This window comes from Micromonospora sp. NPDC049047, assembly GCF_040649135.1.
GTDB lineage: Bacteria > Actinomycetota > Actinomycetes > Mycobacteriales > Micromonosporaceae > Micromonospora.
This window is the reverse complement of record NZ_JBEZEY010000006.1, coordinates 304739-327731: the sequence shown is the minus strand read 5'-3', so window position 1 is coordinate 327731 and position 22993 is coordinate 304739. Positions and strand designations below refer to the sequence as shown.

Below are 22993 nucleotides of genomic sequence, written 5' to 3'. Positions count from 1 at the left end.
CGCGGATTTTGCCGAGGAGGGCCATGGCTTCGGATGCGGATTTGATAGGCCGGTCGCTGGATGGCGATGTCGACGCCTTCGTGGAGGTGGTCGAGCGTCATGAAGCCGCCGTCGGTTCGTACCTCGCTCGCCGGGCGGGGCGCGATGCCGCTGAGGACCTCCTGGGCGAGGTGTGGGTTGCGGCGTTCGAGTCGCGGCGATCGTACGACCGGTCGTACCACGATGCGCGGCCGTGGTTGTACGGGGTGGCATTGAATCGCCTGCGGCGCTACTGGCGCTCCCGGCCGGTCGAAGACCTGGTCGCGGAGGTGCCGGACGTGGCTGTCGGATCGGATCCGTGGTCGGCGGTGGACCTCGGCGTGGACGCCCGCGCGGTGCTCCGGTCGGCCCTGATGCGACTCAAGCCCGAAGAGAGGGAGGTCCTGAGGCTCGTCGCCTGGGAGGACCTGACGGCAGCCGACGCCGCACGGGCACTCGGCATACCGGCCGGCACCGCACGGCGGCTGCTGAGCCAGGCCAGGACGGCATTGCGCGACGCGCCAGGGGTGTCCGCGCTTCTGAAGGACCGCAACAGCGCGAAGGAGAGACACCGATGACCGACGAACTCGATCTGGTCGGTGCCTTGGGCAGCGCAGAACCACTACGCCCGGAGGCGTATCAGCGGGCGCGAGCGGTGCTGCGGGCGGCGATGGCCGACCCCGGAACCGTCCGGCTGCTGGGCGCGACATCAGCGGAGGACACAACCATGGAGGCGACGTCAACAATGGAAACGACGACAACCACGCGGGACCAGGAATCCAGCCCGGCGATTCAGGGCCGCCGGCGGATCGGTATCGCGGGCCGACTGGGCATCGGTGCCGGGGTGGCGGTTACCGCCGCGGCGGCAGTCGTCGCTGTGGCGCTCAACTCGCCGCCAACCGGGGGCACGGAGGCCGGCACGAATTCGGCGGCCGCCACCTCGGGCTCGACCACCGTCGAGGGGCCCGCCGAGCGCACGCCGCTGATGACCCTGGCCGGGTCCATCACGACTGTCGCCCCGTCCGGGGGCGACGCGTGGCTGGTGAAGGCGACGCAGGTCAACGGCACCAAGACCATGCAGGTCGTCTACACGCTGTACACCGACGATCACGCGATCTACACGGGCAACAGCGTGCAGGACATCAAGCGTGCGATCGCGCGTCACCAGGACCAGATGAACGACGGCGGCTACGCTCCGCTGCTCAAGGCGGCCGTCGCCGCGGCGGACAGCAGCCCGGCCGACGGCCGGACCCAGATGCTCAAGGCAGCAAAGGATCCGCTTGTGGGCCTGGACCCGGCGGCGCAGAAGGCGGAGTGGGACAGGCAGCAGGCGGCCGCCCAGGTGATCATCAAGCAGAAGGGTGGCAACGCCGCGCCGAAGCCGTACAGCCCCGAGGCCGTTGAGCGGCACTTCGACAACGCCCTGTGGACGTTCAGCACCGAGGCGCTGTCCGCCGGCGACGGCAACACGCGGGTCCGGGTCGGTGTGCTGCGTCTGCTGTCCACCATCTCCGCGGTCAGCGTCAAGGACTCGACGACCAACGGCAAGGCCACGCTGACGATCACCGCCGGTCCCGAGGTGTTCGGCGGCGAGGGCAAGGAGGTGCTGACCGTCGACGCCAAGACCGGCATGCTTGTCGAGGGCGTCACCACCGTGCCGGGCCTCCTCCGGGCCTCCACGACCTACGAATCCTCCCGCGTGACGAAGGCCGACCTGTAGGCCGGGAACTCCCACCCATCAGCAAAGCAGACGGGCGTAACGCGCCCGGCGTTCGGTAACGGTGCGGGCCGCCTGGAGGCGGCCCGCACCGTCGTTTTGTTGTTCGCACGGCGACTGACGAGTCGACAGGTACCCCGGATTCCGTGCGGCGCCACGTTCAGAAGTGGCGCCCGCAGATCAGGTGCGGACGACGTGATCCGCCATCAGCGATACCTGGTCAGCAGCTCCGCCGGAAGGTCGACGCCGGTGGCGGTGGACACCTCAAAGACGTCCCCGAGCCGCAGCGCGGGGAAGTCTTCCAACTGGTATTCGGAGATCGACGAGAGCATGACCTTGCCGCAAGCACAAACCCACTCGTCACCGCGAAGTCGGCGAAGAAATCCAGATGCGAGGACATCCCTCTAGCCCACACCCAGCTTCCGGATCACGCCACCAAGAAACCTGGCGGAGCCGCCGGATCACCAGCCGGTGACCGACGTCAGCCACGACCGAGGATGTCGTCCCGGTACTGCTGGAAGCCGTGCCACCCAGCGGATCGAGCGCAATCGTCGGTCAGGAAGACGCCGGTCGAGATGTCGAGGGCGCGACCACCGGTCACGGCGACGACCCGTGCGACAACGGGCAGAACGTCGTCGCCGCCGCGCACGTGCAACATGATCGAGTCCACTGGATCGTCCGACCCGATGTTGAACTCGATGCTCCACGTCGGGCCGCCCAGCAGCCCCCACGCAGGATCCGCTAGGTCGAGATCGGGGAAGTTCTCCCGTAGCCGCCGCCTGATCTCCGGTCCGGTGCCCAGGGGCGGCGGATCGAAGTCCTGCGGAAGCTGGTCAACAGATCCGGTGTGGGGCGGGGCGGCGACGATGAGCACGTCCCAACTCACCGCGTCCTCCGACCTGCTCCGGCAACAGTGACAGCGTACCCGTGATGGTTGCGCCACAGGCGCGGCCAACTCACTCCCGTGGGGGACGCCGTTGGTCCGGCGGAATGCCGCGCGCCGCGCCTCGGTAGCGGCCTCCGCCGCCCAGGACACCTGCGGTGGATAGCATCGCTCGTGACAGATTTCCACGTACTTCGGGTGTTCTGCGGTCCCGGCGGTCGGCACGGCAACCAGCTCGGCGTTGTTCTTGACGGCTCTGCCGTCGCCGCTGGGCAGGATCGACAAGCCGTGGCCGCGCGGTTGGGCTTCAGCGAAACCGTCTTCGTCGATGACGTCGACACCGGGGTCGTCGACATCCACACACCGAGCGTGCGGCTGCCGTTTGCCGGGCACCCCCTGGTGGGCACGTCCTGGTTGCTGGGTCGACTCCGAACCAGGCCGGCACTTCTGCAACCGCCGGCGGGTCCGGTGCCAACCTGGCAGGACGGCGAGTTCACCTGGATCAGAGGTCGTGCGCAGTGGGCGCCCGACCGGCGCATGCAGCAGTACGCCTCGACCGAGGAGGTCGACGCGCTGCCGGCTCCGCCGCCCGGTGACGGGTGGCTGTACGCGTGGGCGTGGCAGGACCGGGCCGCCGGTCGGGTGCGTACCAGGGGGTTTCCCCGCCGTGGCGACGCCATCGTCGAGGACGAGGCCACCGGAGCGTCCGCGATCGTGCTCACCGCCGAACTGCGCCGTGCGCTGGACATCACGCAGGGCCGGGGATCGCAGATCCTGACCCGACCGGGCCCGAACGGCACCGTCGAGGTTGGCGGCCGGGTCGTCCTGGAGGAAACCCGCTCCCTCTGAGTGAGCTGCCGGGAAAGCGCCCACGCCAGGAGAGCGGCAACTCAGCCTCACCGGGCGAACGTGAAGATTCTGCCGCCCGGTGGTGCCTGCTGCGGTTGTCCGCGAAACCGATGAACGCCAACCGAGAACAGCACGTCGGACGGCGCGTGAAAGGCCTGCTCGGCGAAGCCTGCGGCGGCGAACCAGCAGCGGATCGCCGGGGTGAGATCGGGGGCACGGCGGGTCCTGGTCCAGATCACCGTGGCGTCGGATGCGCACAGCCGAGGCAGTGCGTCCACTGTTGCCCGCACGTCTTCCTCGCTGATGTTGCCCAGCACCCCGGCGAGAACAACCAGATCAGCAGGGGCAGCCGTGCGGTACGCGGCGAAGTCGCCCGCATCAGCGTGGGTCACGGTGAACCCGGTGAGCTGGGCGGCGACGATGCCCCTGCGGGCGGCGGCCACGTTGCGAGGGTCGTACTCGATCAGCTCTGCGCGTACCCGATAGGTGTCCGGTCGTGACGCGAGGGCGCCGATGAGGTCATGCCCCTGTCCCGCGCAGATGCTGACGACCCGGAGCGAGGAGTCCGACCGTTCGTCAAGCCAGTCGGTGATGTGCCGCTGCACGATCCGGAGCCGCCGTGACAGCGGCGACGTGTCGTCGCGGTAGGGCAGGTGCCAGTCGTGCCAGTCGGTAGCGGCGGTCACCGAAGCCATGCTGCCACCCGGTGGGCGGGCCGGGGACCATGCCCGGCCGCCGATCGAGGGTCAACGGGGGTGGCCCGAGCACATTAGGTTGTGGAGCCCAGCCACACGTCGATCAACTCCGGGCCGTTGCCGGTCACCACCCGTCGGACACCGCAGTGGACGCAGTTGCGAGACCTGGACCAGCACCTACACCGCAACAGCCACGGCCTGCCCGGCGACGACTGGTCGACGCTGAGACCCGACCTCTCCCCCGGGCGTGGCCACGACTGCAACATCGAAAACTGACGGAGACCCGAACCATGCACACAGGCGACGACCGGATACCCCTCGTCGACCCGACGGCGGCGCGACGCGGTGTCCGCAGGAGCGTCACGATCAGCGCGTTCCTCCTCCTCGGCCTCACCGGCTTCACCGCGAGCGGGACCGCCATGGTGCGCACCGGCGAGATACGCGGGCTGCCGTTCGCCATTGGTGGCGCGCTCACCCAACTGTCCATCGTCGTCCTGGTGGGCAGCATCCTGTACAGCCGAGCAGGCAGTGACGGTACGTTCATCTCTCAGGCACGCCGCACCAGGACGAACCGGATCCTCAAGGCGCACAGCTGGCTGCTGCTGGTCGCGCTTGTGGCTCTTGGGTCGTTCGCCCTCGTGCGGCTCCTGCTCGGCGATCCGTGGACTCTGGTGACCTCGGCGATCGTCGGCGCGTTCCTCACACTTTTCTACCTGGGCATTGTCCGGATCCTTGCCGCCAGCCAACGGAGCAACGATCAGGTAGTCGTCGTGCCGCCGGCGAGCCGTGGACCCCAGTTCACCGCCGACGAACACTGATCATGGAGCGGCTGCCTGCCAAGCCGCGGTGACACACAACTCGTCGACGGTCCAGCGGCCAGCGCGTTCGCCGTGATGGAGGAGCCGCCGCACCCGGGGCAGATCCGCTGTCGGTGGAACATCGAGGACGACAAGCCCGAACATGCCCGACCCGCTCACCTGCAGCTGGGCGAACTCAGCCAGGACACCGTCCGTGAAGCGTGCGAGGTCGTCGTCATCACCGGGCCAGACGCGGACCGCGCAGTAGCCCGACGCCGCGAGCTTCTCCTTGACCCACCACTGGCCGTCGCGGTCGCGCTCGACACGAAAAACGTCGTGCTTCGCGGCGTCGAGCTCGGCCCATGGTGCGCTGGGCAGCCGAACCCGACCTGGCGCCACCCATTCCGCGCCCATCCCCATGCTCGTCGCGTTGCTGCCAGGCGGCAGGAGAAACGACACCTGCACCCACTCGTCCGACAAATCGGGCCTCAACTTCTCCCTCCCCGTGATCGATCAGCCTGCTACCAACGGCACCGCAGAAACGTCCAGCTCAGCGCCGCTGCCGCTGTCGCCCTGTGGCCGTCACGCCGGACGCCCGGTGGCCGGCGGCCGGCGCGGAGAGCGGGAGCCCGGCGGGCTGCGGGCGGCTGAGGCAGGGTGGGTCCCCGGCACGAACTGGGAGCTACAGTGCGCGCCATGGTAGGTGACGGAAGGCACGAGGCGCACGGCTTGCTTGATGACGGGTACGGACACGTCGTAGAGAGCGAGGGCGCTGTCGTGCAATTCATGCTCGGCGGCGGCGAAGATCCCGAGACGGTCGACAACGTTGATGCGCACCTCCACCTTGCCGACGGCAGCCACCGGTACGCCACCTTCTTCACCCTCGACGCAGTACGGGAGATCCTGCGTAGACACGCGAACACCGGAGAAACCGGCGGTGGCCGCTACTTCTGGTGCTCGGATCAGGTGATCGTCCCCGAGCCTGGTGTTGCTGCGATGGTGGCGGCAGTTGACGAGATGATCCGGTCCGGCGACATCGAGGTTATGTGCGGCCGGATTGAGGAGGAGATCGAGGAAGTCCCGGGGGCACCCGACGCCGTGAGGTGACGTTGACCAGCGACCAGCCCTGAACAGCCCAAGACGCCGGGGGCCAGCGCAGCGAGTGAGTCGAACCCGTTGCCGTCTGGGCTGACGAGCAGCGGCGTCCTCAAGGAGATGTGAAAGGTAGACGCCCGCGACCGGATCTGGCTGCGCCGCCCCGTCCCGGCGGAGGTCGAGCCGGTCGCCTGAGGAAGCGCAGCCAGGCGGCAGCTCGGCCTTGACGGGGTCGGACAACCCGCCAAGCGGCCTGGCAGGATCCAGGCGTGCGGAAGATGATCGTCCTGATCGGACTCGTCGTCACGCTGACCAGCTGCGGGGCGTTCGGCGACGGTGCCCGGAACAAGCGCTACGAGGTCAACTCCCCCACCATGGAGCCAACGATCACCGAAGGTTCGGTGGTCTCCGCCAAGGTGGTGAAGTCGGGCGAATACCAGCCGCGCACGGGTGACATCGTTGTGTTCGATCCACCGGACAGCCACGACTGGAATCCGGATGGCCGGCCACGGATCTTACGAGTGGTGGCGGTGCCTGGTGACACCATCGCCTGCTGTGACGCTCAGGGCCGAATCATCCGTAACGCCACCGCCCAGGACGAGCCCTACGTCAATGAGCCGGCCTTCGGGGCCCCTGCGGCGTTCGAGTCCACCACCGTGCCCGCAGGCACGGTCTACCTCCTCGGCGACTACCGAGAGGCGGCCAACGACTCCTCGCACAACGGCCCGGTGCCGGTGGAAAACGTGATCGGCGTCGTCGACCGCTGAGCACACCGCCGGGCGTCGTCTGGGCTGCCCCTTTGCCGAGCAGGTTCGTCTTGACCCGTTCCATCGCCCACCCGGGTGGTGAACAGTCTTGTACCAGCGAACCTCGACATGCCCTCATCAGGCCACCATCCGCTCGCGTACCCAGGCCCGAACCGCTTCCGGTTCGCACCGTAGATGCGGGTCAACCCGCTTGCAGGCAAGTCAACAACCTGCGACAAACCGCCTGTTTTGCCATATTGCATTCGCCACACACCGCATTCGGTCAATTGCATAGACGCTCGAACTGCCCCTTTATTACTGGTAGGCGGGTTTTGCCCCTTCCATCTAGCACCATCTTCCAATGCCCATCAGCTCAAGTCGGTCGTATTTGGCTACACTGCGTTCGTGCTCATGCTCGACGTGGCAGACAAAATTTCATCAGTCGTCGCTGCGGCCGTCGCAATCATGGCCTTGGTCGTAGCCATGCGGCAGGGCGGTAGACCTGCGCATCAGATAGCCGCAAAACCTGCAGTAGAGACGATCGAGTATATTCAGAACGGCGACCACGCAGGGCAGCACGGATTCGAGACCAACAGCCCAGGGCACACCTTCAAAAGATCGGCCGGCATTCAAATAATCGGAGCATGGATGATGCTCGTGACTATGCTATATGTTGCGATGCTGTATTCGTATCCAGAATTTCAGGTGCTAGCCAACTGGAACGTGGACCCACAGACAGCAATCTACCGATTCATATCCAGTGGATCACTGTTCATCCTTACAGGTTGCTTGTTTGTTGTGCTCATCTACAGAGAGCTTTCGCAGTACGCCGAGCCAAATCTGCTCTACTGGCAGGCAAGTACCATTGACTGGACGCCGCTAATGCTATCGCAGGGAGTTCTCCAATTCACTTTTGGAGCACTCCTGATCCCGGCCATCACCTACGTCGGCTGGGCAGGACGTTCTCCCGCCCGGGGCAACACCCTCATCGTGGCGGCACTTACGCTGGCGACCAGCCTTGCCGTTTTCCTAAGCTTTCAGGAGTTCAGGCCATTAATTGAGGACAAAGTTCGCCTAGAGGCAGGAGACTGCCTGGATGTCAGCAAATATCGGTCAGATCCAAAATCCACTCCTTGCTCTCATCCGTCGTCTGGCCGCATCACTGCCATCATTTACCCATGGAACGGCGCTTCGCGATGCAGCAAGCAAGAGGGTTCGATTTCATATGGGAGGCTATCGCTGCTGGTCTGCTTTGCATCCCCTAAATGACGGCGGCCATCTCTGATGCAGCCACATCAACGACGCAGAGCAGTGAGCAACATCGGCGGACCAAACGATCCGTGGCGGGTGAGGGTGTCGACCATCCCGCTGTCTGTCATCGACCCCTGAGCCGAGCAGACCACCGCCCGGCCCGCTCCCCAAGAGGGCGGGCCGATGGCAGACGGGACGGAAGACCAACATCTGAACGTCGTGGGTCGTGAGGGGCGGCTGACCTGGTGGGCGACGGACGAGTCGACCTGTACGCCGGATTCTGTGCGCGGCGCGTACCCCGAGGGGTTTGCGCCGGCGGCGGCCATCCATCTCGGCCTGCCGTTGCCGGCAGGCTCCAGCGGCCTACCCGCAGACATCGGGCGGGCAGCCCTCAAGCGTCTGCGCCGGGTCGTCATCTTGCGGTGACGGCCCTTGCTTGGCCTTGCTCCGGGTGGGGTTTACCAAGCCACCCCGGTCACCCGGGGTGCTGGTGGGCTCTTACCCCACCGTTTCACCCTTACCGTCCCCGTTGGGGTCGGCGGTCTGTTTTCTGTGGCACTGTCCCGCGGGTCGCCCCGGGTTGCCGTTAACAACCACCCTGCCCTGTGGAGTCCGGACGTTCCTCGGCGGCGGGCCGGAGCCCGCCGACGCGACCGCCCGGTCGACTCGTCCGTCGCGCTCTCATCCTAACGACGGACGTGCCGCCGGTATTGCCGCCCCACCTGGGCAAGATCACGCTGCTCAGGGGCGGCCGGGGGAGCCATCTCGGCGGGCGGCAGTTAGCCTCGTGGGGCTATGGATCTCTCCCACGCCGCGCTGCTGCTCGCCGCCGGTCTCGCCGCTGGCACTGTCAACGCGGTGGCCGGTGGTGGTTCGCTCATCACCTTCCCGGCGATGATCGCTGTCGGGTTGCCCCCGGTGCCGGCGAATGTCAGCAACTCGATCGCCGTGTTCCCCGGGTACGTGGCCAGTGTGGCGGGCAGTCGGCAGGACCTGCCGCGCCCTCGCGCCCTGGCCACGCTGGTGCCGACGACGATCGTCGGCACGATCCTCGGGGCGTTGCTGTTGCTGGCCACTCCGGCCCGCGCGTTCGAGTTGGTCGTACCGTTCCTGGTCCTCGGCGCGACCGCGGTCTTGGCCTTCCAGGATCCGCTGCGCCGGCTGGTCGGTCATCCCCGGGACCTGTCACCACGGCGACGGACGGTCGCGGTGCAGACGATGGTCGCGCTTGGCGCGGTGTACGGCGGGTACTTCGGGGCGGCGCTCGGGGTGATGCTGGTGGCCGGGTTGGCCCTGGTGTTGGACGCGACCCTGGCGCGGGTCAGCGCGATAAAGAATCTGCTGTCCGCAGTGGTGGGGTTGACCACGCTTGTGGTGTTCGCCTTGTTCGGCCCGGTGAACTGGGCGGCCGTCGCGGTGGTCGCGCCGGCCACCCTGATCGGCGGGTACGCGGGCGCCCGGCTGGTGCGCCGGCTGCCGTCGGTGGTGCTCAAGACGCTGATCGTGGTGTTCGGCACGACGATCGGCCTGTACCTGCTCTGGCGTGCCCTGAACTGACCCGGCCGCCCGCCGCCCGACCGCCCCGACGCCCGCGGACGGGCCGACGGCGCGGACGGGCGGGGACGTCATCGACAAGGACGATGAGGTAGCTACGCTTCAGGCACGGTGGGAGAGCGTCCGAAACGCGGCTCTACCGCGCCGGCAGTCCATCGACCTGCTCAGGGATGCGGTGACGCAGGCGGCAAGGTCCAACGTGGTCGAGTCCGGCTCTGCCAGCAGCGCAGGGGCCTCGTGCCGACGCCAGTACCGCACGGCGTGTAGGGCAGCCTGTCCGGGGGCGCCGTACCAGCACCGGGGGAAGCCGTTCGGGTTCGGATCGGTCGGGCGAGGGCTTCGCTGGCCACGGCGCTTGGCGAGCTTCCGTTCGGCGGCGTAGTCACGGAGCTCGGCATGCCAGCCCGCACGACTCGCCACCAGAGCGTCCAACGCGCGCAGCAACGCCGCCTCGTCGCGCTGAAACGGCCCCGCGATCTCCTCCAGGAAGTTCAGCGTGGCGTGGAAGCCGATCGGCCGGTACAGCTGCACGCAAGACCTCAGCGCCGAAAACCGGCGCCGGTAGGGCAGCTCGGGGTTGCGCACGTGGTGGGCGACCACCGTCATTCGTGCTTACAGCTCTTCCAGCGCCTAACGATCAATCCCGTAGGCACAAAACATTCCACCTTCGGGGTCATAGGAGAACCGGCCTTCGAGAGCTTGAGCCTCAGCGCTCCCCCGCACGGTGGGGTCCGCTGTTAGTCCTGCGGCGGGTCGTACGAGAAATTCACGTCGAAGTTCCCGTCACGTTCTACCGTCATGGTCACGCCGTACCACGGTGCCTTGCCTTCGTTCTTCGTGGCATCCCACCAGTCCATGACCGCCTCGTTGACCTCGTCGCTGGCGTCGACCGGCTCGTTGTCGAACGTGAAGTGCCCCGCTGAACCGTCGTCGTTGATGAAGGTCAGCTGTACCGAGGCGTAGTCGGCGTCCGCCTCGCACCGAGCGGTGATCAACCTCGCCCGGTCGGGGAGCGCGCTGAGAAGGGCACCACCGATCCGGTTCGTGAACTCGGCATCACGGCTCGTGAGCATTCGGTCAGCCTCCTGGTCGGTTTCGGAAACGGTGTCTCTCGATTGGCCCACCATTGACCGATTCGGCGATTTCGAAGCGGACAGGTCTTCGAGAGGCCGAGTCCGAATCGTAGTGCACAGTGCCGTGGACCTCGACGGAGGAGCCTCGGTCGAGGGCGCGGGCCCACGCGTTTTCCATCCGTTTCCAAGCACCCCCGTTGAGGTTGGCGTCCATCGGGGACAAGGTTCAGACCCTCGCATGCCGAGGAGGCCGACAAGCTCACCGGGAAGTTGAAGGCCCATTAGCTGAGGCCCTCACCGATAGCGGTGATCATGGATCGGATGTCGGATTCGGCCTGTTCGTAGGCTTCGCCCATGCCGACGAGGTCATCGCCAGCCGAGACGAGTTCCTCGGCGACGCTGTGCCAGCAGTCAAATGCCCACGCCGAGACCGCCGTGTAGGCGGTGCCGATGTAGGTGCCGATGGTGTCGTCACCCCATGCGCCCTCGTAGGCGGCACATGCTTGCTCGAAGGCGGTGAGTTGGTCGCTGAGGGTTTCGCCCGTGGTGGCGAGCGTGCCCTGCGCTGACGCGCCCCGACGTCCGAAACCGCGCAACTACAGGGAAACTGCTGCCTCCCACGACGCTGAGGCAGCAGTTTCCCCGAAAGTGCGCGGATCTTGAAGCGAGCCCCCGGTCAGTACGCCTCCCCGACCGGCTCCTCGGCGGCGTGTTCGCTGTCGGCGGCGGTGCGGTTCCAGCGGGACCACAGCACCCGCTCGCCGTAGCCGGCGGCCATCAGGTGCGCGCAGGCCAGGTAGACCAGCACGCCGACGGCGAGCACTCCGAAGCCGACCCAGAACGGCAGCGCCAGCGAGTGTTCGGCGAGCTTGCCGGAGATGATCGGTGCGGGCGCGGCGGCGCCCCAGCGGACCAGGTTGAACGCGCCGGTGGCGACCCGTCGGTCGGTGGAGCCCAGGCCGAGCGCCAGGTCGGTGAGGTTGGCGTTGGCCAGGCCCATGCAGAGGCCGGCGAGCACCAGCACCACGAGCGCCTCCGCGGTGCTGTGCGAGGTGGCGAAGAGGACCATGCAGACCAGCAGCCCGGCGATAGCTACGCCGACGGTCTGTACCGCGCCGATCCGGTGGGCCAGCCGGTGGCCGATCACCATGATGCCGGCGGCCAGGCCGAGGCCCCAGCCGGTGAAGGCGAGCCCGAGCGGGATGACGTCCAGACCGAGGAAGAGCGGCGTGTAGCCGAGTACCACGAAGAACACGAAGTTGTACGCGGCGGTCACCACGCAGAGGGCGATGAACGCCGGCCGACGGTAGGTGGCGAGGATCTGGCCGACGCGTACCGGGGCCTGCCGGTTGGTGGGCTCGCGGAGTTTGCGGGAGGCCACGGCGAGGGCGAGGACCATGAAGACACCGCAGACGAAGAACGGCAGCCGCCAACTGATCTCGCCGAGCAGGCCGCCGATCAGCGGGCCGACGGCAAAGCCCATGCCCAGGGCGGTCTCGAACAGGCCGACCACCCACTCCCGGTCGACGGCCAGGTTGACAAGCACCACCATGGCGGTGGCGAAGAACATCGCGTTACCCAACCCCCAGACCCCGCGCAGCACGGAGAGTTGCACGATGTTGTCACTGAACGAGGCGAGGATCGCGGCGAGGCCGACCACGGAGACGCCGGTGATGAGCACCGGTTTGAAGCCGAAGCGGCCGCTGGCAAGCGTCGCCGGGATCATGCCGAGGGCCATGACCGCGATGTACGCGGTGAACAGCAACTCGACCTGCCAGGCGGTGACGCCGATCGCCTCGCCGATGGCCGGCAGGATCGGGTCGACGACGGCGATGCCGGCGATGGCGAGGAAGGCCACCAGTGTGGTGGCGTAGATGGCACTGCGGTTCGGTTCGGTGCGCCGATCCACTCCGACTCCCCAATTAGCTGTATCGTACAGGTACTTATCCTGTATCATACAGCTATGGATGACGACGACGAGCGCACCCTCGGCCAGATCGAGACCGAGGTGGCCCTGCTGATGCGCTTCGGCGAGGCCACCCGGCGGGCCACCGGCACCGCCGAGCACCGGGTGCTGGACCGCGCGGCGTACGTCATCCTGCGCCACCTGGCCGACGCCGGCCCGCAGAACGTCTCCGCGCTCGCCGCCCGACTCAACCTGGACGGCTCGACGGTGACCCGGCAGGTGTCCGCCCTGCAACGCGACGGCCTGATCACCCGCACTCCGGATCCGTCCGACGGCCGGGGGACGGTCATCTCCCCCACCTCGGCCGGCCTGCAACGGATGGCTGCCGTGCAGGCCGCCCGCACCCGGCTCTACGGCGACATGCTGGCCGACTGGAGCACCGCGGACCGGGCCACCCTGGCGAGCCTGCTGGGTCGCCTCAACCAGGCCCTGGTCAACCGCAACCGCCGCCGCTGACCGCCCACCGACGCACGCAGCAAGCAGGCACACACGCGCGGGGCACGCAGCACGCGCCCTCCCGCCAAGATCACGCAGAATCCCTGTTGTAGTGCCCTCCCACGCACTCCGACACCACTAGAACAATGATCGAGCGCGATCTTGGAGGTGGGTGCCCGCAGCGCGGACGGCCCGGGCCGGGTCGGGTCGAGTCGGGCACGACTCCGGTCGCATGGCGTGGTGCCGCCCGGGCACCGACGGACGTCGGCACCCGGGCGCGTACCTGAGGTCAGGCGACCGGCTCGCGGGCCGAGGCGGCGTCGCTCTCGGTGCCCGGGGTGACCCGGGGATCGCCCTCGTCGGCGAAGTAGTCGTCCGGCGTGGTGCCGTCGACCCCCTCCGCCACCTTGGCGGCCCGCAGCGCGAGCGTCACGAGCGCCGCGACAGCCAGGTTGACCACTACCGCCACGATGCCCACGTAGATCGTCTTGGTGGTGTCGAACCCGAACTCGGAGAGCGGGAACGCCGAGCCACCGAAGTGCTTCTTCGTCGGGCTGGCCACCTGGTAGAGCATCCACATGCCCAACCCCATGCCGACCGCCCAGCCGGCGATCAGGCCGGTGCGGTGGAACCAGCGGGTGTAGAGACCCAGCGCCACCGCCGGCAGCGTCTGCAGGATGATCACGCCGCCGATCAGCTGGAGGTCGATGGAGAACTGCGGGTCGAGGAACACGATGCAGGCCACCGCGCCGACCTTGACCACCAACGAAGTGATCTTCGAGACGTTCGCCTCCTGGGCCGGAGAGGCGTCCCGCTTCAGGTACTCCTTGTAGATGTTGCGGGTGAACAGGTTCGCCGCCGCGATCGACATGATCGCCGCGGGCACCAGCGCACCGATGCCGATAGCCGCGTACGCCACCCCGGCGAACCAGTCCGGGAACTGCTGGTCGAACAGCAACGGCACGATCGTGTTGTTGTCGACAGTGCCTTCCTTCGCGCCGGGCAACGGCTTCACGCCGGCCGCGATGGCCATGTAGCCGAGCAACGCGATCAGCCCGAGCAGCAGGCTGTACGCGGGCAGCGCCGACATGTTCCGCTTGATCACGTCGCGGTTCCGGCTGGCCAGCACACCGGTGATGCTGTGCGGGTAGAGGAAGAGCGCCAACGCCGAACCGAGCGCCAACGTCACGTACTGAAGCTGGTTGTTGCCGTTGAGCAGGATGCCGTCGTTCGGGTTCGGTGAGGCGTCGAACTTCGCGTCGGCGGCGGCGAAGATGTCCCCCCAGCCGCCGAGCTTGTACGGCAGGTAGACGATCGCCACCAGGATGACGATGTAGATCAGGCTGTCCTTGACGAACGCGATGAGCGCCGGAGCGCGCAGCCCCGACTGGTACGTGTAGGCGGCCAGGATCGCGAAGGCGATGATGATCGGCAGGTGTCGGGCCACCGCGTTGTCGCCGGTGACGCCCATCGTCTTGAGGACGGCCTCGATGCCGATCAACTGCAACGCGATGTACGGCATGGTGGCCACGATGCCGGTGATCGCGATCAGCAGGGCCAGCACCGGCGAGTCGAACCGGTTGCGGACGAAGTCGGCAGGCGTGACGAACCCGTGCCGGTGCGACACCGACCAGAGCCGGACCAGCACCAGGAACACCATCGGGTAGATCACGATGGTGTACGGCACGGCGAAGAATCCGGCCGCTCCGGCGCCGAACATCAACGCCGGCACCGCCACGAAGGTGTACGCGGTGTAGAGGTCACCACCGACCAGGAACCAGGTGATCCAACCGCCGAAGCTGCGCCCGCCCAGCCCCCACTCGTCAAGGTGCGCCATGTCCTTCGGTGCCCGCCACCGGGCGGCCACGAAGCCCATCACGCTCACCAGCAGAAAGAGGAACGAAAAGACGATGATCTCGGTGAGATGGTCGCGCCACATCAGCGGCCTCCCCGCTTTTTCGTCATCTGGTAGACAAGCGTCGTGGTGGAGACACCAAGCAGGATGTACGCCAGTTGCAGCCAGTAGAAGCGTGGGAAACCGAGAAACCGGGGCGAGTCGCCATTGAAGAAGACCGGGATCAGCGGCACCACGATCGGGATGAAGAGCAACCAGTTCCAGGGGCTGTGGTCCTTCGCCCTGGCCGGCGCCGTGGTGGGCGCCTCCGGTTCCGGTGTAGCCATCTGACACACCTCCGGGGAGTCGTAGCTCTCGATATAACGGCCGGAGGCTACGACTCCGTGACGGCCGTCACGTGTCCCGGGCGTCGAATCGTGCGCCGAGCGGCGAGTGCGGTGCGCCGAATGACGGCCGCCCGCACGGGACAGCGCGGACCGCCCCTGGTCGCTAGCCTGTGACCACAAACGGTTGTGAGGTGATTACGTGTCGAGATGCGCACTTTCCGGGCCGGGTCGCGCGGTCGACACCGGCGACGCGGACGCGCCGCGGTGAGCCGGCGGTCCCCCCGGGCCAACCGCGCGCTCCTGCTGGTCGGGTTCGCCCCCGTGGTCCTGCTACTGGGCCGCCTCGCGCTCGACGGCGAGATGCCAGGTCTGATCCGGATCGCGATGGCGCTGCTCGGTCTCGGTCTCGCCATGCCGGCGGTTTACCTGTTCCGGTGGGTGGGTCACGTGGCCGGCGACCGGAGCGACGCCACCGGGCCACCGGCTCGATCGGTTGACGGGCCGAGCCGGTAGGCCCGGCCACCACCAGCCAGGATCAGAGCGCGGCGAGGTGGGCGGTGTCGTTGACCGTCCGCACGGCCACGCCGCCGTCGGGCCACCTGTCGAGCACCGAGATGCCGGCCGCGTCCAGGAAGAGCCGATGCAGGAACCCGTCGCCGGCCGCGAGGGCGTCGCGCAGCACCAGCTTGATCGGCGAGACGTGCGAGACGACCACCACTGTCTCCCCGGGGTACGCGGTGAGCAGCCCTGCCATGACACGTTGGGCGCGTTCCGCGACGTGGGTGAACGACTCGCCGTCCGGCGGGGCGATCCGGGGTGAGGCGAGCCAGGCGTCCATCTCCCCCGGCCACTGCTCGCGCACCTCGGCGAAGGTCCGCCCCTCCCACTGACCGAAGTCGCACTCGATCAGGTCGTCCTCGGTGCGGACCGGCACGTCGCCGCCGAGCGCTGCGGTGATCGCCGCCGCGGTGGCCGTACACCGGGACAGCGGTGAGCTGACCACTGCCGCGACGGACGGGGCCAGCGCGGCCACCCGGGCGCCGGTGGCCAGGGCCTGGGCCCGGCCCTTCGCGGAGAGTGGCACGTCGCCGCGCCCGGAGTAGCGGCGCTGCTCGGTGTACTCGGTTTCGCCGTGCCGGACCAGGATCAGCCGGGTGGCGGTGAAGGTCGGCCGTGGCTCCCACGAGGCCGGCGCGGTCGCCGGGTCGCTGCCCGGCGCGGTCGCCGCCGGAGGTTGGCCCGTCGTCGGGGTCCGCGTGGGCCGGCCAGCGGCGGCGTCCATCGCGGCGTTGGCGAGCGCGTCGGCGTGCCGGTTCTGCTCGCGCGGAATCCACGCGAACCGCACCGCCGTGAACCGGCCCACCAGCCCGGCGGCCTCGGCCGCGAGGGGCCGCAGGCCGGGGTGCTTGATCTGCCACCGGCCGCACATCTGCTCGACCACCAGCTTGGAGTCCATCCGGACGTCCACCTCGGCGGCGCCCAGCTCGGCGGCGGCGGTCAGCCCGGCGATGAGTCCCTGGTACTCGGCGACGTTGTTGGTAGCGGTGCCGAGCGACTCGGACCGCTCGGCGAGCACCTCGCCGGTTTCCGCGTCACGCACCACCGCGCCGTAGCCGGCCGGGCCGGGATTGCCCCGGGAACCGCCGTCGGCCTCGACGCTTACCACCCGCGGGGCCACGACCTACAGGCCCGACTCGTTGGTGCGGACCATGATCCGCCGGCAGTCCTCGCAGCGGACCACGTCGTCCGGGGCGGCCTTGCGGATCCGGGCCAGGTCGGCACCGGACAGCTCCAGCCGGCAGCCGCCGCAGCGGCCCGCGGTGAGCAGCGCGGCACCCAACCCGGTGTCCGCCCGGATCTTGTCGTAGAGGGTGACCAGGTCGGCCGGGAGGTCGGCGGCGAGCGGCTGACGGGCGCCCCGCTTGAACTCCTCCTCCTTCGCGATCTCGGCGAGCGCGTCGTCGCGGCGCTGCTCGGTCGCGGCCCGCTTGTCGCGGGTGTCGGCAAGTCGCTGCTCCACGCCGTCCAGGACGCCCTGCGCGGTCTCGCGCTGCTCCATCAGCTCCAGCTCGGCGTCCTCCAGGTCGCCCTGGCGCCGGTTGAGTGAGACCAGCTCGTGTTGGAGCGCCTCCAACTCGCGGGCCGGGCCCGTGCCGGCGGCGAGCCGGTTCTCGTCCTTCTCCTTGCGGGCCCGGACCTGCTCGACGTCCTTCTCCAGCCGGGCGATGTCCCGGTCCAGGTCGTCGACCGCCACCTGGGCGCGGACCCGCTCGTCCTCCAACGACGACAACTCCCGGGCCAGCGACTCCAGCTCGGCCCGCTCGGCAAGCGTTCGCCTGCGGTGCGCGAGCTGGGCGAGGTTGGTGTCGATCGCCTGGAGGTCGAGCAGGCGGCGCTGCACCTGAGGGTCAGCCTTCACGGTCGGGCTCCTTGTCGTCCACAGCGGGTGCGGCGGCGTGCACGGTCCACGGGTCGGTGTCCAGGTCGGACACCAGCGTCTCGACGCCCGGCGCCGCCCGCAGGAGGGCGGCCAGGTCGTCCAGCCACGGTCGTTCGGTCGCCCAATGGGCGGCGTCGATCAGCGCGGGACCATCGGCGGCGAGGTGCTCGCCGGCCGGGTGGTGCCGCAGGTCGGAGGTGAGAAAAGCGTCCACCCCGGCGGCGGTCGCGGCGCCGAGGAAGCTGTCCCCCGACCCGCCGCTGACGGCGAGGGTACGAACCATACGCCCGGGATCCCCTGCCGCGCGAACTCCCCAGGACGTGACGGGGAGCACGGCGGCCGCGTGCCGGGTCAGCTCGGCGAGAGTCATCGGCTCGGGCAACTCCCCGATCCGGCCGAAGCCCCGGTCGTCGCCGTGCGCGGCCGAGCCGGGCGCGGGTCGCTGAAGCGGGCGCAGCCCGGTCAACCCGAATCGGGCGGCGAGGGCGTCGGAGACACCCGGGGCGGCCACATCGGCGTTCGTGTGCGCCGCGTAGAGCGCGATGCCGGCCCGGATCAGCTGGTGGATGATCCGACCCTTGACTGTCGTCGGAGCCACCGACGACACCCCGCGCAGCAGCAACGGGTGATGCGCGACGATCATGTCCACCTCGGCAGCCAGCGCCTCGGCCACCGTCTCGGGCACCACGTCGACCACGCAGAGCACCCGGCGGACCGGGGCGGTCGGCTCCCCGAGCACCAGGCCCACCCGGTCCCATTCCTCGGCCCAGGCCGGTGGATAGCGCCGTTCCAGCTCGGCCACCACGTCGGTCACCGTGGGGGCGGATCTGCTAGTGCTCACGGCGGGCCAGCTTACCGGCGCGGGGCGGTCCAGCGGTGACACCCGGCCCGGCCGCACCGGGCGGGTGCGCGCTAGGCAGCGCTCGCGGAGACGGTGTGCAGCGCGGTGAGCGGCATCGTCCACGGGAAGGCGTGCAGGTGCTGCTCGCCCGTGCCGGGCGGATGCAGGGCGATCACGTGGTCACCGAAGAGCACTGTGACGCCCCACTCGGCCAGCCGGGCCACCCCGGCACGGAACGCGGGGTGGGCGGCCATCGCGGCGTTCGTGTAGGGCACCGCGACGATGGGGATGCCCTTGCCCTGCGCCTCGACGAGCAGCCCGAGCGCCAGGGTGTCGGTGATCCCGGCCGCCCACTTGTTCACAGTGTTGACGGTGGCCGGGCAGACGATCATGGCGTTGGCGGGTGGCAACACGTCCGGGTCACCGGGATTCTTGTAGTGCGTCCGCACCGGGTGGCCGGTCTGTCGGGCCAGCGCGGCCTGGTCGACGAACTTCGCCCCGTCCGGCGTGGTGACCACGCAGACGTCCCAACCATCCTGCTGGGCACTGTCGACCAGCCGGCCGACGTGCCGGGCCAGCGGTGAACCGCAGGCGATGACGTAGAGCACGCGGTGGTGCGCGCTGTGCTGTGGCGAGCCGGCCATCAAACCGGCTCCGCGCTCATACCCCTACTCCCATGTGCTCAGCCAACTCCGCTACCGGAGAAGGCGGCGCACCACGTGTGCGACGAAGGATGTCCGACATCACCTCGTGGGCGATCGGCCGGCAGCGGATCTCCGACGGCGCGAGTCGGTCACCGAGCAGCAGCATCTCGCCGGCGTTCGCCACGTCGCCCAGTTGGGCGTAGCCGCGGGCGATGTCGAGCAGGTGATGGGCGCGACGTTCGGGCAGCAGGGCGTTGAAGGCGGGCTCCGCGATGCGCAGCTGGTGCACCTCAACGGCCCGGCCCCCGTCACCCAGCTCCACCGCGGCGGCAGCCCGGTGCAGCTCGACATTTGTCGGGCCGAACGACGTCCAGTAGTGGTTGTGGTCGCCGCCGAGCAGCGTGGCGGCCTCCTGCGCGCAGTTGATCAGGTCGTCGACGCTTGCCGTGTCACCGATGCGCGACGCGGCCATCGCGCCCTGGAGCAGCAGCATCCCGTACACGGAGAGCCGGGCCGGGGTGACCTCGTTGCTCCCGCCCGGGGCCAGCCGGTTGGCGATCTGGACGTTCAACTCCAGCGCGGGGCGGGCCCGGCCCATCGCGACGAGCGCGTTGCAGACCCGGGTGGTGGCGATGCCGGCCAGCAGCGGGTCGTCGGCCCGCTGGGCCACCGCCATCGACCTGTCGGCGGCCAACCAGGCGAGCTCGCACTCGCCGAGCTTGCGCAGCACCGAAGAGGCGATCTGGTAGACCTGCCCGAGCAGGTGGGCCGCCTCGGGCGCCCGGTCACCGCCGTAGGCGGCGTCGGCGGCCTGCGCGTCGCGCAGCAGCTTGGGCAACGCCCGGGTGAGCATGCCGTAGCGCCCGTACTGGTAGGTGAGCCAGGCGTGGTTGACGGCCTTGCGCAGGTCCTCGAGCGGCGGCGGACACGGCACCGCGTCGAAGTATGCGCTCATCGAGTCGTAGCGTTCCAGCGCCGCCCGGATCTCCTGCACCTCGATCTGGTCGATGCAGTTGAGCGCGTCGGTGCGCCGCTCCGGATCCTTGCCCAGCAGGAGTTGCACGTCGACCTGGAGGATGTCGGCGATCTCGTAGAGCACTGAGAACTTGTCCAACCGGCGGACGCCGCGTTCGACCTTGTCCACCCAACTCTTGGACTTACCCAGCCGGTCGGCGAAGACCTGCTGCGACATCTTGCGGCGCCCCCGCCAGTAAGCCACTCGCCGTCCTATGGGTAGCTCGTCCATCTGCCCATCCTCCCCTGCCGCCGCCGACCGATCGAGCCGGGGCGATGTCCGCGGGTGCGGCGCGACTGTCGTTCACTTTCAGGTTTTCGCTGGTCGCACACGATGTACGTCAGCCGTACAGCCAGTACTCGTACTTTTCGTGCAAGTTGCACGAGCCGTTCGTCAACCTCAACGATCGTGGGTTACGGCAGTGACGGTGCTCGACATGCGACCTGGCGATCGCCGGGCCCGACGAGGGGAGATGGCACACATGTGGGGGAACGTCGGACCGCGCGTGGCCGAACTGTCGCCGCTGGAACGAGTCCGGCTGCGCCGGGTCGCCATGCGGTACGCCGCACACGGGTGGGAGGTCACCCCGGGGGCCTGTCTGGCCCGCAGTCGCTTCGTCTGCGGGCGGGCCGGCTGTCCCACAGTCGGCTGCCACCCCGCCCTGGAAAACTGGGAGTTGGCCGCCAGCGCCGACCCGGCCCGGGTGGCCACCTGGTGGCGGAACCGCCCGCACGGGGTGCTGCTGCCCACCGGCCGGGCCTTCGACGTGCTGGAAGTGCCCGCCCACCTGGGCCGGCACGTGCTCGACGCGGTGCAGATCCACCCGGCCGGCACCGGCGTACGCGGGCCGGTGCTGGTCACCCCCACCGGGCGGTGGATGTTCCTGGTCCGCCCCGGCGACCCGCTCCGGCCCGAGTTGGAGCACTGCTTCCACGTGGTCCGGCACGGGCCGGGCTCGTGGGTCCCGGCACCGCCCACCCGGCTGCCGGAGGGCACGGTCCGCTGGGCGGTCGCCCCCGAGCAGGCCCGCTGGCAACTGCCCGATTCGTACCTCGTGCAGAACACGGTGATCGGAGCGCTGCGGGCCGCCGGGGTGACCCTCACCGTGGACCTGCTCCCCGGTCACCTGCCACTGCCCCGCAGGGGCATGTGAGACCGACCCGGCCGACGATTCGATCCGGTGCCCGACAGCGTCGCCAGGGCGCCGGTCCTCGTTGACAGGGAGACGGCGCCGACGCGCGCCACGAACGGGGGAACGATGTCCACGAACGGCAGGGCGCCTCATCCCGGCGGCACCGAACCGCCCCGACGCAGCCACCCACGCCACCGGTGGGCCGGCACCAGGCCGGCCGGCTCGCGCCCCGGCCGCCCACGCCCGACCGGCTCCCGCCCAGCCGGCACCCATCGCCCGATCCGCTAGTCGGTGACCGGGAGGCCGGTGGAGTGGTACTGGCGGCCGTCGTCGGTCACCACCGCGTGGGTGTGGCCGTCGAGGCCGTTAAGCCAGCCGAGACCGGCGGCCCCCATGGCGAGGGCGGCGGTGGCGTACGCGTCGGCCACACCGAGATCCGGGCCCACCACCGTCACCGAGCGCAGCCCGCTGGCCGGGGCGCCCCGACGCGGGTCCAGCACGTGCCGGCCCCGTTCGTAGACACCGGACGTGGCCACCGCGAGGTCGGTGCCGGTGAGCACCAGGCAGGTCGCCATGGCGTCCCAGGGGTGCCGGATGCCGACGAGCCACGGTGCCCCGGTCGGGGCGCAGCCGCGTACCCGCACGTCGCCGCCGGCGTTCACGCAGTGGTTCGCGGCACCGGCGGCGAGCAGGCGATCCGAGGCGACCTGAGCGGCCCAGCCCTTGACGAAGCCGGACGGGTCGAGCCGCCCGGTGGCGTACGCGTCGAAGAACCCGTCAGTGGCACCCCACAGGTCGGCGCAGGCCTCCAACACGAACCGCAGCGGCGCCGACGCCTCGGACAGCAGCACCTCGCCCCGGTCGAAGCGGGACACCTCGCTGTCCGGCCGGTACGTGCTGAACCGGGCGTCCACCTCACGCATCCAGGCGAAGACCTCGTCGGCCAACTCGCGCAGCGTCGCCGGCGGCAGGTCGTCGGCCAGGTCCACTGTGATCGCCGTACCCATTATCTGCTCGACCCGGCAGAGCCCCGGTCGGATCGTCGCAGCCGGCATGTCAGAAGGCCTGCTCGATCGCGCCCCGCAACGACTGCTTGTAGGAGTTGCTGGTCTCGGTGGCGCCGGAGACGGTGTTGACGTTGGCGCTCTGCTTCTGCACCACCTCGCCGCCGGTACCGTCGTACCTGCTGCTGACGTCGTCGCTGTGGATGTCGGACTCACCGCCGCTGGGCAGTGACAGCGAGACGGCATCGACGATCCGGTTGCCGGATACCACGATCTGCACCTGCACGAACCCGTACTCGTTGTCCACACCCGGCCCGGTGACCCGCCGGGTGGTCGACTGCGGTGCCTTGGTGGTGGTCCGCGGCGCGGTCGGCGCCTTCGTGGTGGCGCGGGGGCTGCCGGGCGGCCGGGCGGTGCTCTTGCTCGGTTTGGCCGACGCCGGCGCGCTGGGCGCCACCGACGGCGTCGGTGCCCCGGCCACCGGGTCGGCGGTCGGGCCGGTGCCCGGGTCGACGTCCTGCGGGGTGGGATTCACCGGCTGGGCGGTGGGCAGGTTCTGGGCGACCTGGGTGGCGCCCGGCGAGCCCTTGAACACCACGAGCGCGGTGGTGCTGGCCGCCAAGCCGGTGATCGCGAGCAACGCGCGACGCATGGGAT

Annotated in this window: 30 protein-coding genes and 1 other RNA gene; 12 read left to right on the top strand and 19 right to left on the bottom strand. The window is 69.2% G+C overall.

Features of this window, described 5'->3' with window-relative positions; translation table 11 throughout:
* The first annotated feature begins 23 nt into the window (after window positions 1-23).
* Both AB0B86_RS13175 and AB0B86_RS13170 read left to right on the top strand, forming a co-directional pair.
* Entirely contained in the window at window positions 24-596 is a 573-nt protein-coding gene (locus tag AB0B86_RS13175; RefSeq protein ID WP_357406000.1) for a sigma-70 family RNA polymerase sigma factor, read from the top strand.
* Window positions 593-1738 carry a hypothetical protein gene (locus AB0B86_RS13170; RefSeq protein WP_357405998.1) on the top strand — a complete coding sequence of 382 codons (1146 nt, stop codon included), beginning with the start codon at window positions 593-595 and terminating at the stop codon, window positions 1736-1738. Before AB0B86_RS13175 ends, AB0B86_RS13170 begins: the two co-directional genes overlap by 4 nt.
* 203 nt (window positions 1739-1941) lie before the next feature.
* Here the strand turns inward: AB0B86_RS13170 and AB0B86_RS13165 are convergent, their stop codons facing one another.
* Together AB0B86_RS13165 and AB0B86_RS13160 are read right to left on the bottom strand one after the other, a co-directional pair.
* Window positions 1942-2067, bottom strand: a complete 126-nt coding sequence (locus AB0B86_RS13165; protein WP_357405996.1) for a hypothetical protein — start codon at window positions 2065-2067, stop codon at window positions 1942-1944.
* Window positions 2068-2216: 149 nt separating this feature from the next.
* Window positions 2217-2621 carry a hypothetical protein gene (locus tag AB0B86_RS13160; RefSeq protein ID WP_357405995.1) on the bottom strand — a complete coding sequence of 135 codons (405 nt, stop codon included), beginning with the start codon at window positions 2619-2621 and terminating at the stop codon, window positions 2217-2219.
* A gap of 171 nt (window positions 2622-2792) precedes the next feature.
* Here AB0B86_RS13160 and AB0B86_RS13155 point away from each other — a divergent pair, with 171 nt between their 5' ends.
* Window positions 2793-3467 carry a PhzF family phenazine biosynthesis protein gene (locus AB0B86_RS13155; protein WP_357405993.1) on the top strand — a complete coding sequence of 225 codons (675 nt, stop codon included), beginning with the start codon at window positions 2793-2795 and terminating at the stop codon, window positions 3465-3467.
* Window positions 3468-3514: 47 nt separating this feature from the next.
* Here the strand turns inward: AB0B86_RS13155 and AB0B86_RS13150 are convergent, their stop codons facing one another.
* Window positions 3515-4153, bottom strand: coding sequence for a class I SAM-dependent methyltransferase family protein (locus AB0B86_RS13150; protein ID WP_357405991.1), 639 nt, complete (start codon window positions 4151-4153; stop codon window positions 3515-3517).
* Between the two features lie 90 nt (window positions 4154-4243).
* Between AB0B86_RS13150 and AB0B86_RS13145 the strand changes: the two genes are divergently transcribed.
* Together AB0B86_RS13145 and AB0B86_RS13140 are read left to right on the top strand one after the other, a co-directional pair.
* Window positions 4244-4438, top strand: a complete 195-nt coding sequence (locus tag AB0B86_RS13145; protein ID WP_357405989.1) for a hypothetical protein — start codon at window positions 4244-4246, stop codon at window positions 4436-4438.
* Window positions 4439-4452: 14 nt separating this feature from the next.
* Window positions 4453-4980 (top strand): hypothetical protein, encoded by a 528-nt coding sequence (locus AB0B86_RS13140; RefSeq protein ID WP_357405987.1) that lies wholly within the window; start codon window positions 4453-4455, stop codon window positions 4978-4980.
* Here AB0B86_RS13140 and AB0B86_RS13135 read toward each other — a convergent pair whose 3' ends face one another.
* Window positions 4981-5424 carry a DUF4265 domain-containing protein gene (locus tag AB0B86_RS13135; protein ID WP_357417909.1) on the bottom strand — a complete coding sequence of 148 codons (444 nt, stop codon included), beginning with the start codon at window positions 5422-5424 and terminating at the stop codon, window positions 4981-4983. It abuts the gene before it with no gap.
* Window positions 5425-5655: 231 nt separating this feature from the next.
* Here AB0B86_RS13135 and AB0B86_RS13130 point away from each other — a divergent pair, with 231 nt between their 5' ends.
* The 3 genes from AB0B86_RS13130 to AB0B86_RS13120 all read left to right on the top strand — a co-directional run bounded on the left by AB0B86_RS13130 (window position 5656) and on the right by AB0B86_RS13120 (window position 8069).
* Window positions 5656-6066, top strand: coding sequence for a hypothetical protein (locus AB0B86_RS13130; protein WP_357417907.1), 411 nt, complete (start codon window positions 5656-5658; stop codon window positions 6064-6066).
* 266 nt (window positions 6067-6332) lie between these two features.
* The gene (gene lepB / locus AB0B86_RS13125) at window positions 6333-6821 is read left to right on the top strand and encodes a signal peptidase I (RefSeq protein WP_357406070.1); all 489 of its coding nucleotides are present in this window, start codon (window positions 6333-6335) and stop codon (window positions 6819-6821) included.
* Window positions 6822-7205: 384 nt separating this feature from the next.
* Complete coding sequence (locus tag AB0B86_RS13120; RefSeq protein WP_357417904.1) at window positions 7206-8069, top strand: hypothetical protein; 864 nt, start codon at window positions 7206-7208, stop codon at window positions 8067-8069.
* A gap of 235 nt (window positions 8070-8304) precedes the next feature.
* On the opposite strand, the gene rnpB is transcribed toward AB0B86_RS13120, so the two are convergent.
* Window positions 8305-8720, bottom strand: an RNA gene (rnpB, locus tag AB0B86_RS13115) — RNase P RNA component class A.
* A 126-nt stretch (window positions 8721-8846) separates the two neighbouring features.
* Here rnpB and AB0B86_RS13110 point away from each other — a divergent pair.
* Window positions 8847-9608, top strand: a complete 762-nt coding sequence (locus tag AB0B86_RS13110; RefSeq protein WP_357405975.1) for a sulfite exporter TauE/SafE family protein — start codon at window positions 8847-8849, stop codon at window positions 9606-9608.
* A 99-nt stretch (window positions 9609-9707) separates the two neighbouring features.
* Here the strand turns inward: AB0B86_RS13110 and AB0B86_RS13105 are convergent, their stop codons facing one another.
* The 5 genes from AB0B86_RS13105 to AB0B86_RS13085 all read right to left on the bottom strand — a co-directional run bounded on the left by AB0B86_RS13105 (window position 9708) and on the right by AB0B86_RS13085 (window position 12587).
* Complete coding sequence (locus tag AB0B86_RS13105) at window positions 9708-10136, bottom strand: hypothetical protein (RefSeq protein ID WP_357405973.1); 429 nt, start codon at window positions 10134-10136, stop codon at window positions 9708-9710.
* Between the two features lie 206 nt (window positions 10137-10342).
* Entirely contained in the window at window positions 10343-10678 is a 336-nt protein-coding gene (locus AB0B86_RS13100) for an immunity protein YezG family protein (protein WP_357405971.1), read from the bottom strand.
* A gap of 4 nt (window positions 10679-10682) precedes the next feature.
* A complete protein-coding gene (locus AB0B86_RS13095; protein ID WP_357405969.1) occupies window positions 10683-10892 on the bottom strand; it encodes a DNA/RNA non-specific endonuclease in 210 nt (69 codons plus the stop codon).
* 67 nt (window positions 10893-10959) lie between these two features.
* Complete coding sequence (locus AB0B86_RS13090) at window positions 10960-11274, bottom strand: hypothetical protein (RefSeq protein WP_357417902.1); 315 nt, start codon at window positions 11272-11274, stop codon at window positions 10960-10962.
* Between the two features lie 80 nt (window positions 11275-11354).
* Complete coding sequence (locus tag AB0B86_RS13085) at window positions 11355-12587, bottom strand: MFS transporter (RefSeq protein ID WP_357417900.1); 1233 nt, start codon at window positions 12585-12587, stop codon at window positions 11355-11357.
* 54 nt (window positions 12588-12641) lie between these two features.
* Between AB0B86_RS13085 and AB0B86_RS13080 the strand changes: the two genes are divergently transcribed.
* A complete protein-coding gene (locus AB0B86_RS13080; protein ID WP_357405963.1) occupies window positions 12642-13100 on the top strand; it encodes a MarR family transcriptional regulator in 459 nt (152 codons plus the stop codon).
* Window positions 13101-13368: 268 nt separating this feature from the next.
* On the opposite strand, the gene mctP is transcribed toward AB0B86_RS13080, so the two are convergent.
* A complete protein-coding gene (mctP, locus tag AB0B86_RS13075; RefSeq protein ID WP_357405961.1) occupies window positions 13369-15018 on the bottom strand; it encodes a monocarboxylate uptake permease MctP in 1650 nt (549 codons plus the stop codon).
* Window positions 15018-15260, bottom strand: coding sequence for a DUF3311 domain-containing protein (locus tag AB0B86_RS13070; RefSeq protein ID WP_357405959.1), 243 nt, complete (start codon window positions 15258-15260; stop codon window positions 15018-15020). Before AB0B86_RS13070 ends, mctP begins: the two co-directional genes overlap by 1 nt.
* Before the next feature lie 264 nt (window positions 15261-15524).
* Here AB0B86_RS13070 and AB0B86_RS13065 point away from each other — a divergent pair, with 264 nt between their 5' ends.
* Window positions 15525-15773, top strand: a complete 249-nt coding sequence (locus AB0B86_RS13065) for a hypothetical protein (protein ID WP_357405957.1) — start codon at window positions 15525-15527, stop codon at window positions 15771-15773.
* Between the two features lie 22 nt (window positions 15774-15795).
* Here AB0B86_RS13065 and AB0B86_RS13060 read toward each other — a convergent pair whose 3' ends face one another.
* The 5 genes from AB0B86_RS13060 to AB0B86_RS13040 all read right to left on the bottom strand — a co-directional run bounded on the left by AB0B86_RS13060 (window position 15796) and on the right by AB0B86_RS13040 (window position 20431).
* On the bottom strand, window positions 15796-16938 hold the full coding sequence (locus AB0B86_RS13060; RefSeq protein ID WP_357417897.1) for a bifunctional RNase H/acid phosphatase: 1143 nt from the start codon (window positions 16936-16938) through the stop codon (window positions 15796-15798).
* Between the two features lie 3 nt (window positions 16939-16941).
* Window positions 16942-17679 carry a C4-type zinc ribbon domain-containing protein gene (locus AB0B86_RS13055; RefSeq protein ID WP_357405952.1) on the bottom strand — a complete coding sequence of 246 codons (738 nt, stop codon included), beginning with the start codon at window positions 17677-17679 and terminating at the stop codon, window positions 16942-16944.
* Window positions 17669-18541 (bottom strand): Nif3-like dinuclear metal center hexameric protein, encoded by an 873-nt coding sequence (locus AB0B86_RS13050; protein ID WP_357417894.1) that lies wholly within the window; start codon window positions 18539-18541, stop codon window positions 17669-17671. Before AB0B86_RS13050 ends, AB0B86_RS13055 begins: the two co-directional genes overlap by 11 nt.
* A gap of 71 nt (window positions 18542-18612) precedes the next feature.
* The gene (locus AB0B86_RS13045) at window positions 18613-19185 is read right to left on the bottom strand and encodes a flavoprotein (protein WP_357417892.1); all 573 of its coding nucleotides are present in this window, start codon (window positions 19183-19185) and stop codon (window positions 18613-18615) included.
* A gap of 16 nt (window positions 19186-19201) precedes the next feature.
* The gene (locus AB0B86_RS13040; RefSeq protein ID WP_357417889.1) at window positions 19202-20431 is read right to left on the bottom strand and encodes a helix-turn-helix domain-containing protein; all 1230 of its coding nucleotides are present in this window, start codon (window positions 20429-20431) and stop codon (window positions 19202-19204) included.
* A 250-nt stretch (window positions 20432-20681) separates the two neighbouring features.
* Between AB0B86_RS13040 and AB0B86_RS13035 the strand changes: the two genes are divergently transcribed.
* A complete protein-coding gene (locus tag AB0B86_RS13035; protein WP_357417948.1) occupies window positions 20682-21353 on the top strand; it encodes a bifunctional DNA primase/polymerase in 672 nt (223 codons plus the stop codon).
* Between the two features lie 263 nt (window positions 21354-21616).
* Here AB0B86_RS13035 and AB0B86_RS13030 read toward each other — a convergent pair whose 3' ends face one another.
* Complete coding sequence (locus AB0B86_RS13030) at window positions 21617-22339, bottom strand: FAD:protein FMN transferase (RefSeq protein ID WP_357417946.1); 723 nt, start codon at window positions 22337-22339, stop codon at window positions 21617-21619.
* A 49-nt stretch (window positions 22340-22388) separates the two neighbouring features.
* The gene (locus tag AB0B86_RS13025) at window positions 22389-22988 is read right to left on the bottom strand and encodes an FMN-binding protein (RefSeq protein ID WP_357405942.1); all 600 of its coding nucleotides are present in this window, start codon (window positions 22986-22988) and stop codon (window positions 22389-22391) included.
* Window positions 22989-22993 lie beyond the last annotated feature (5 nt).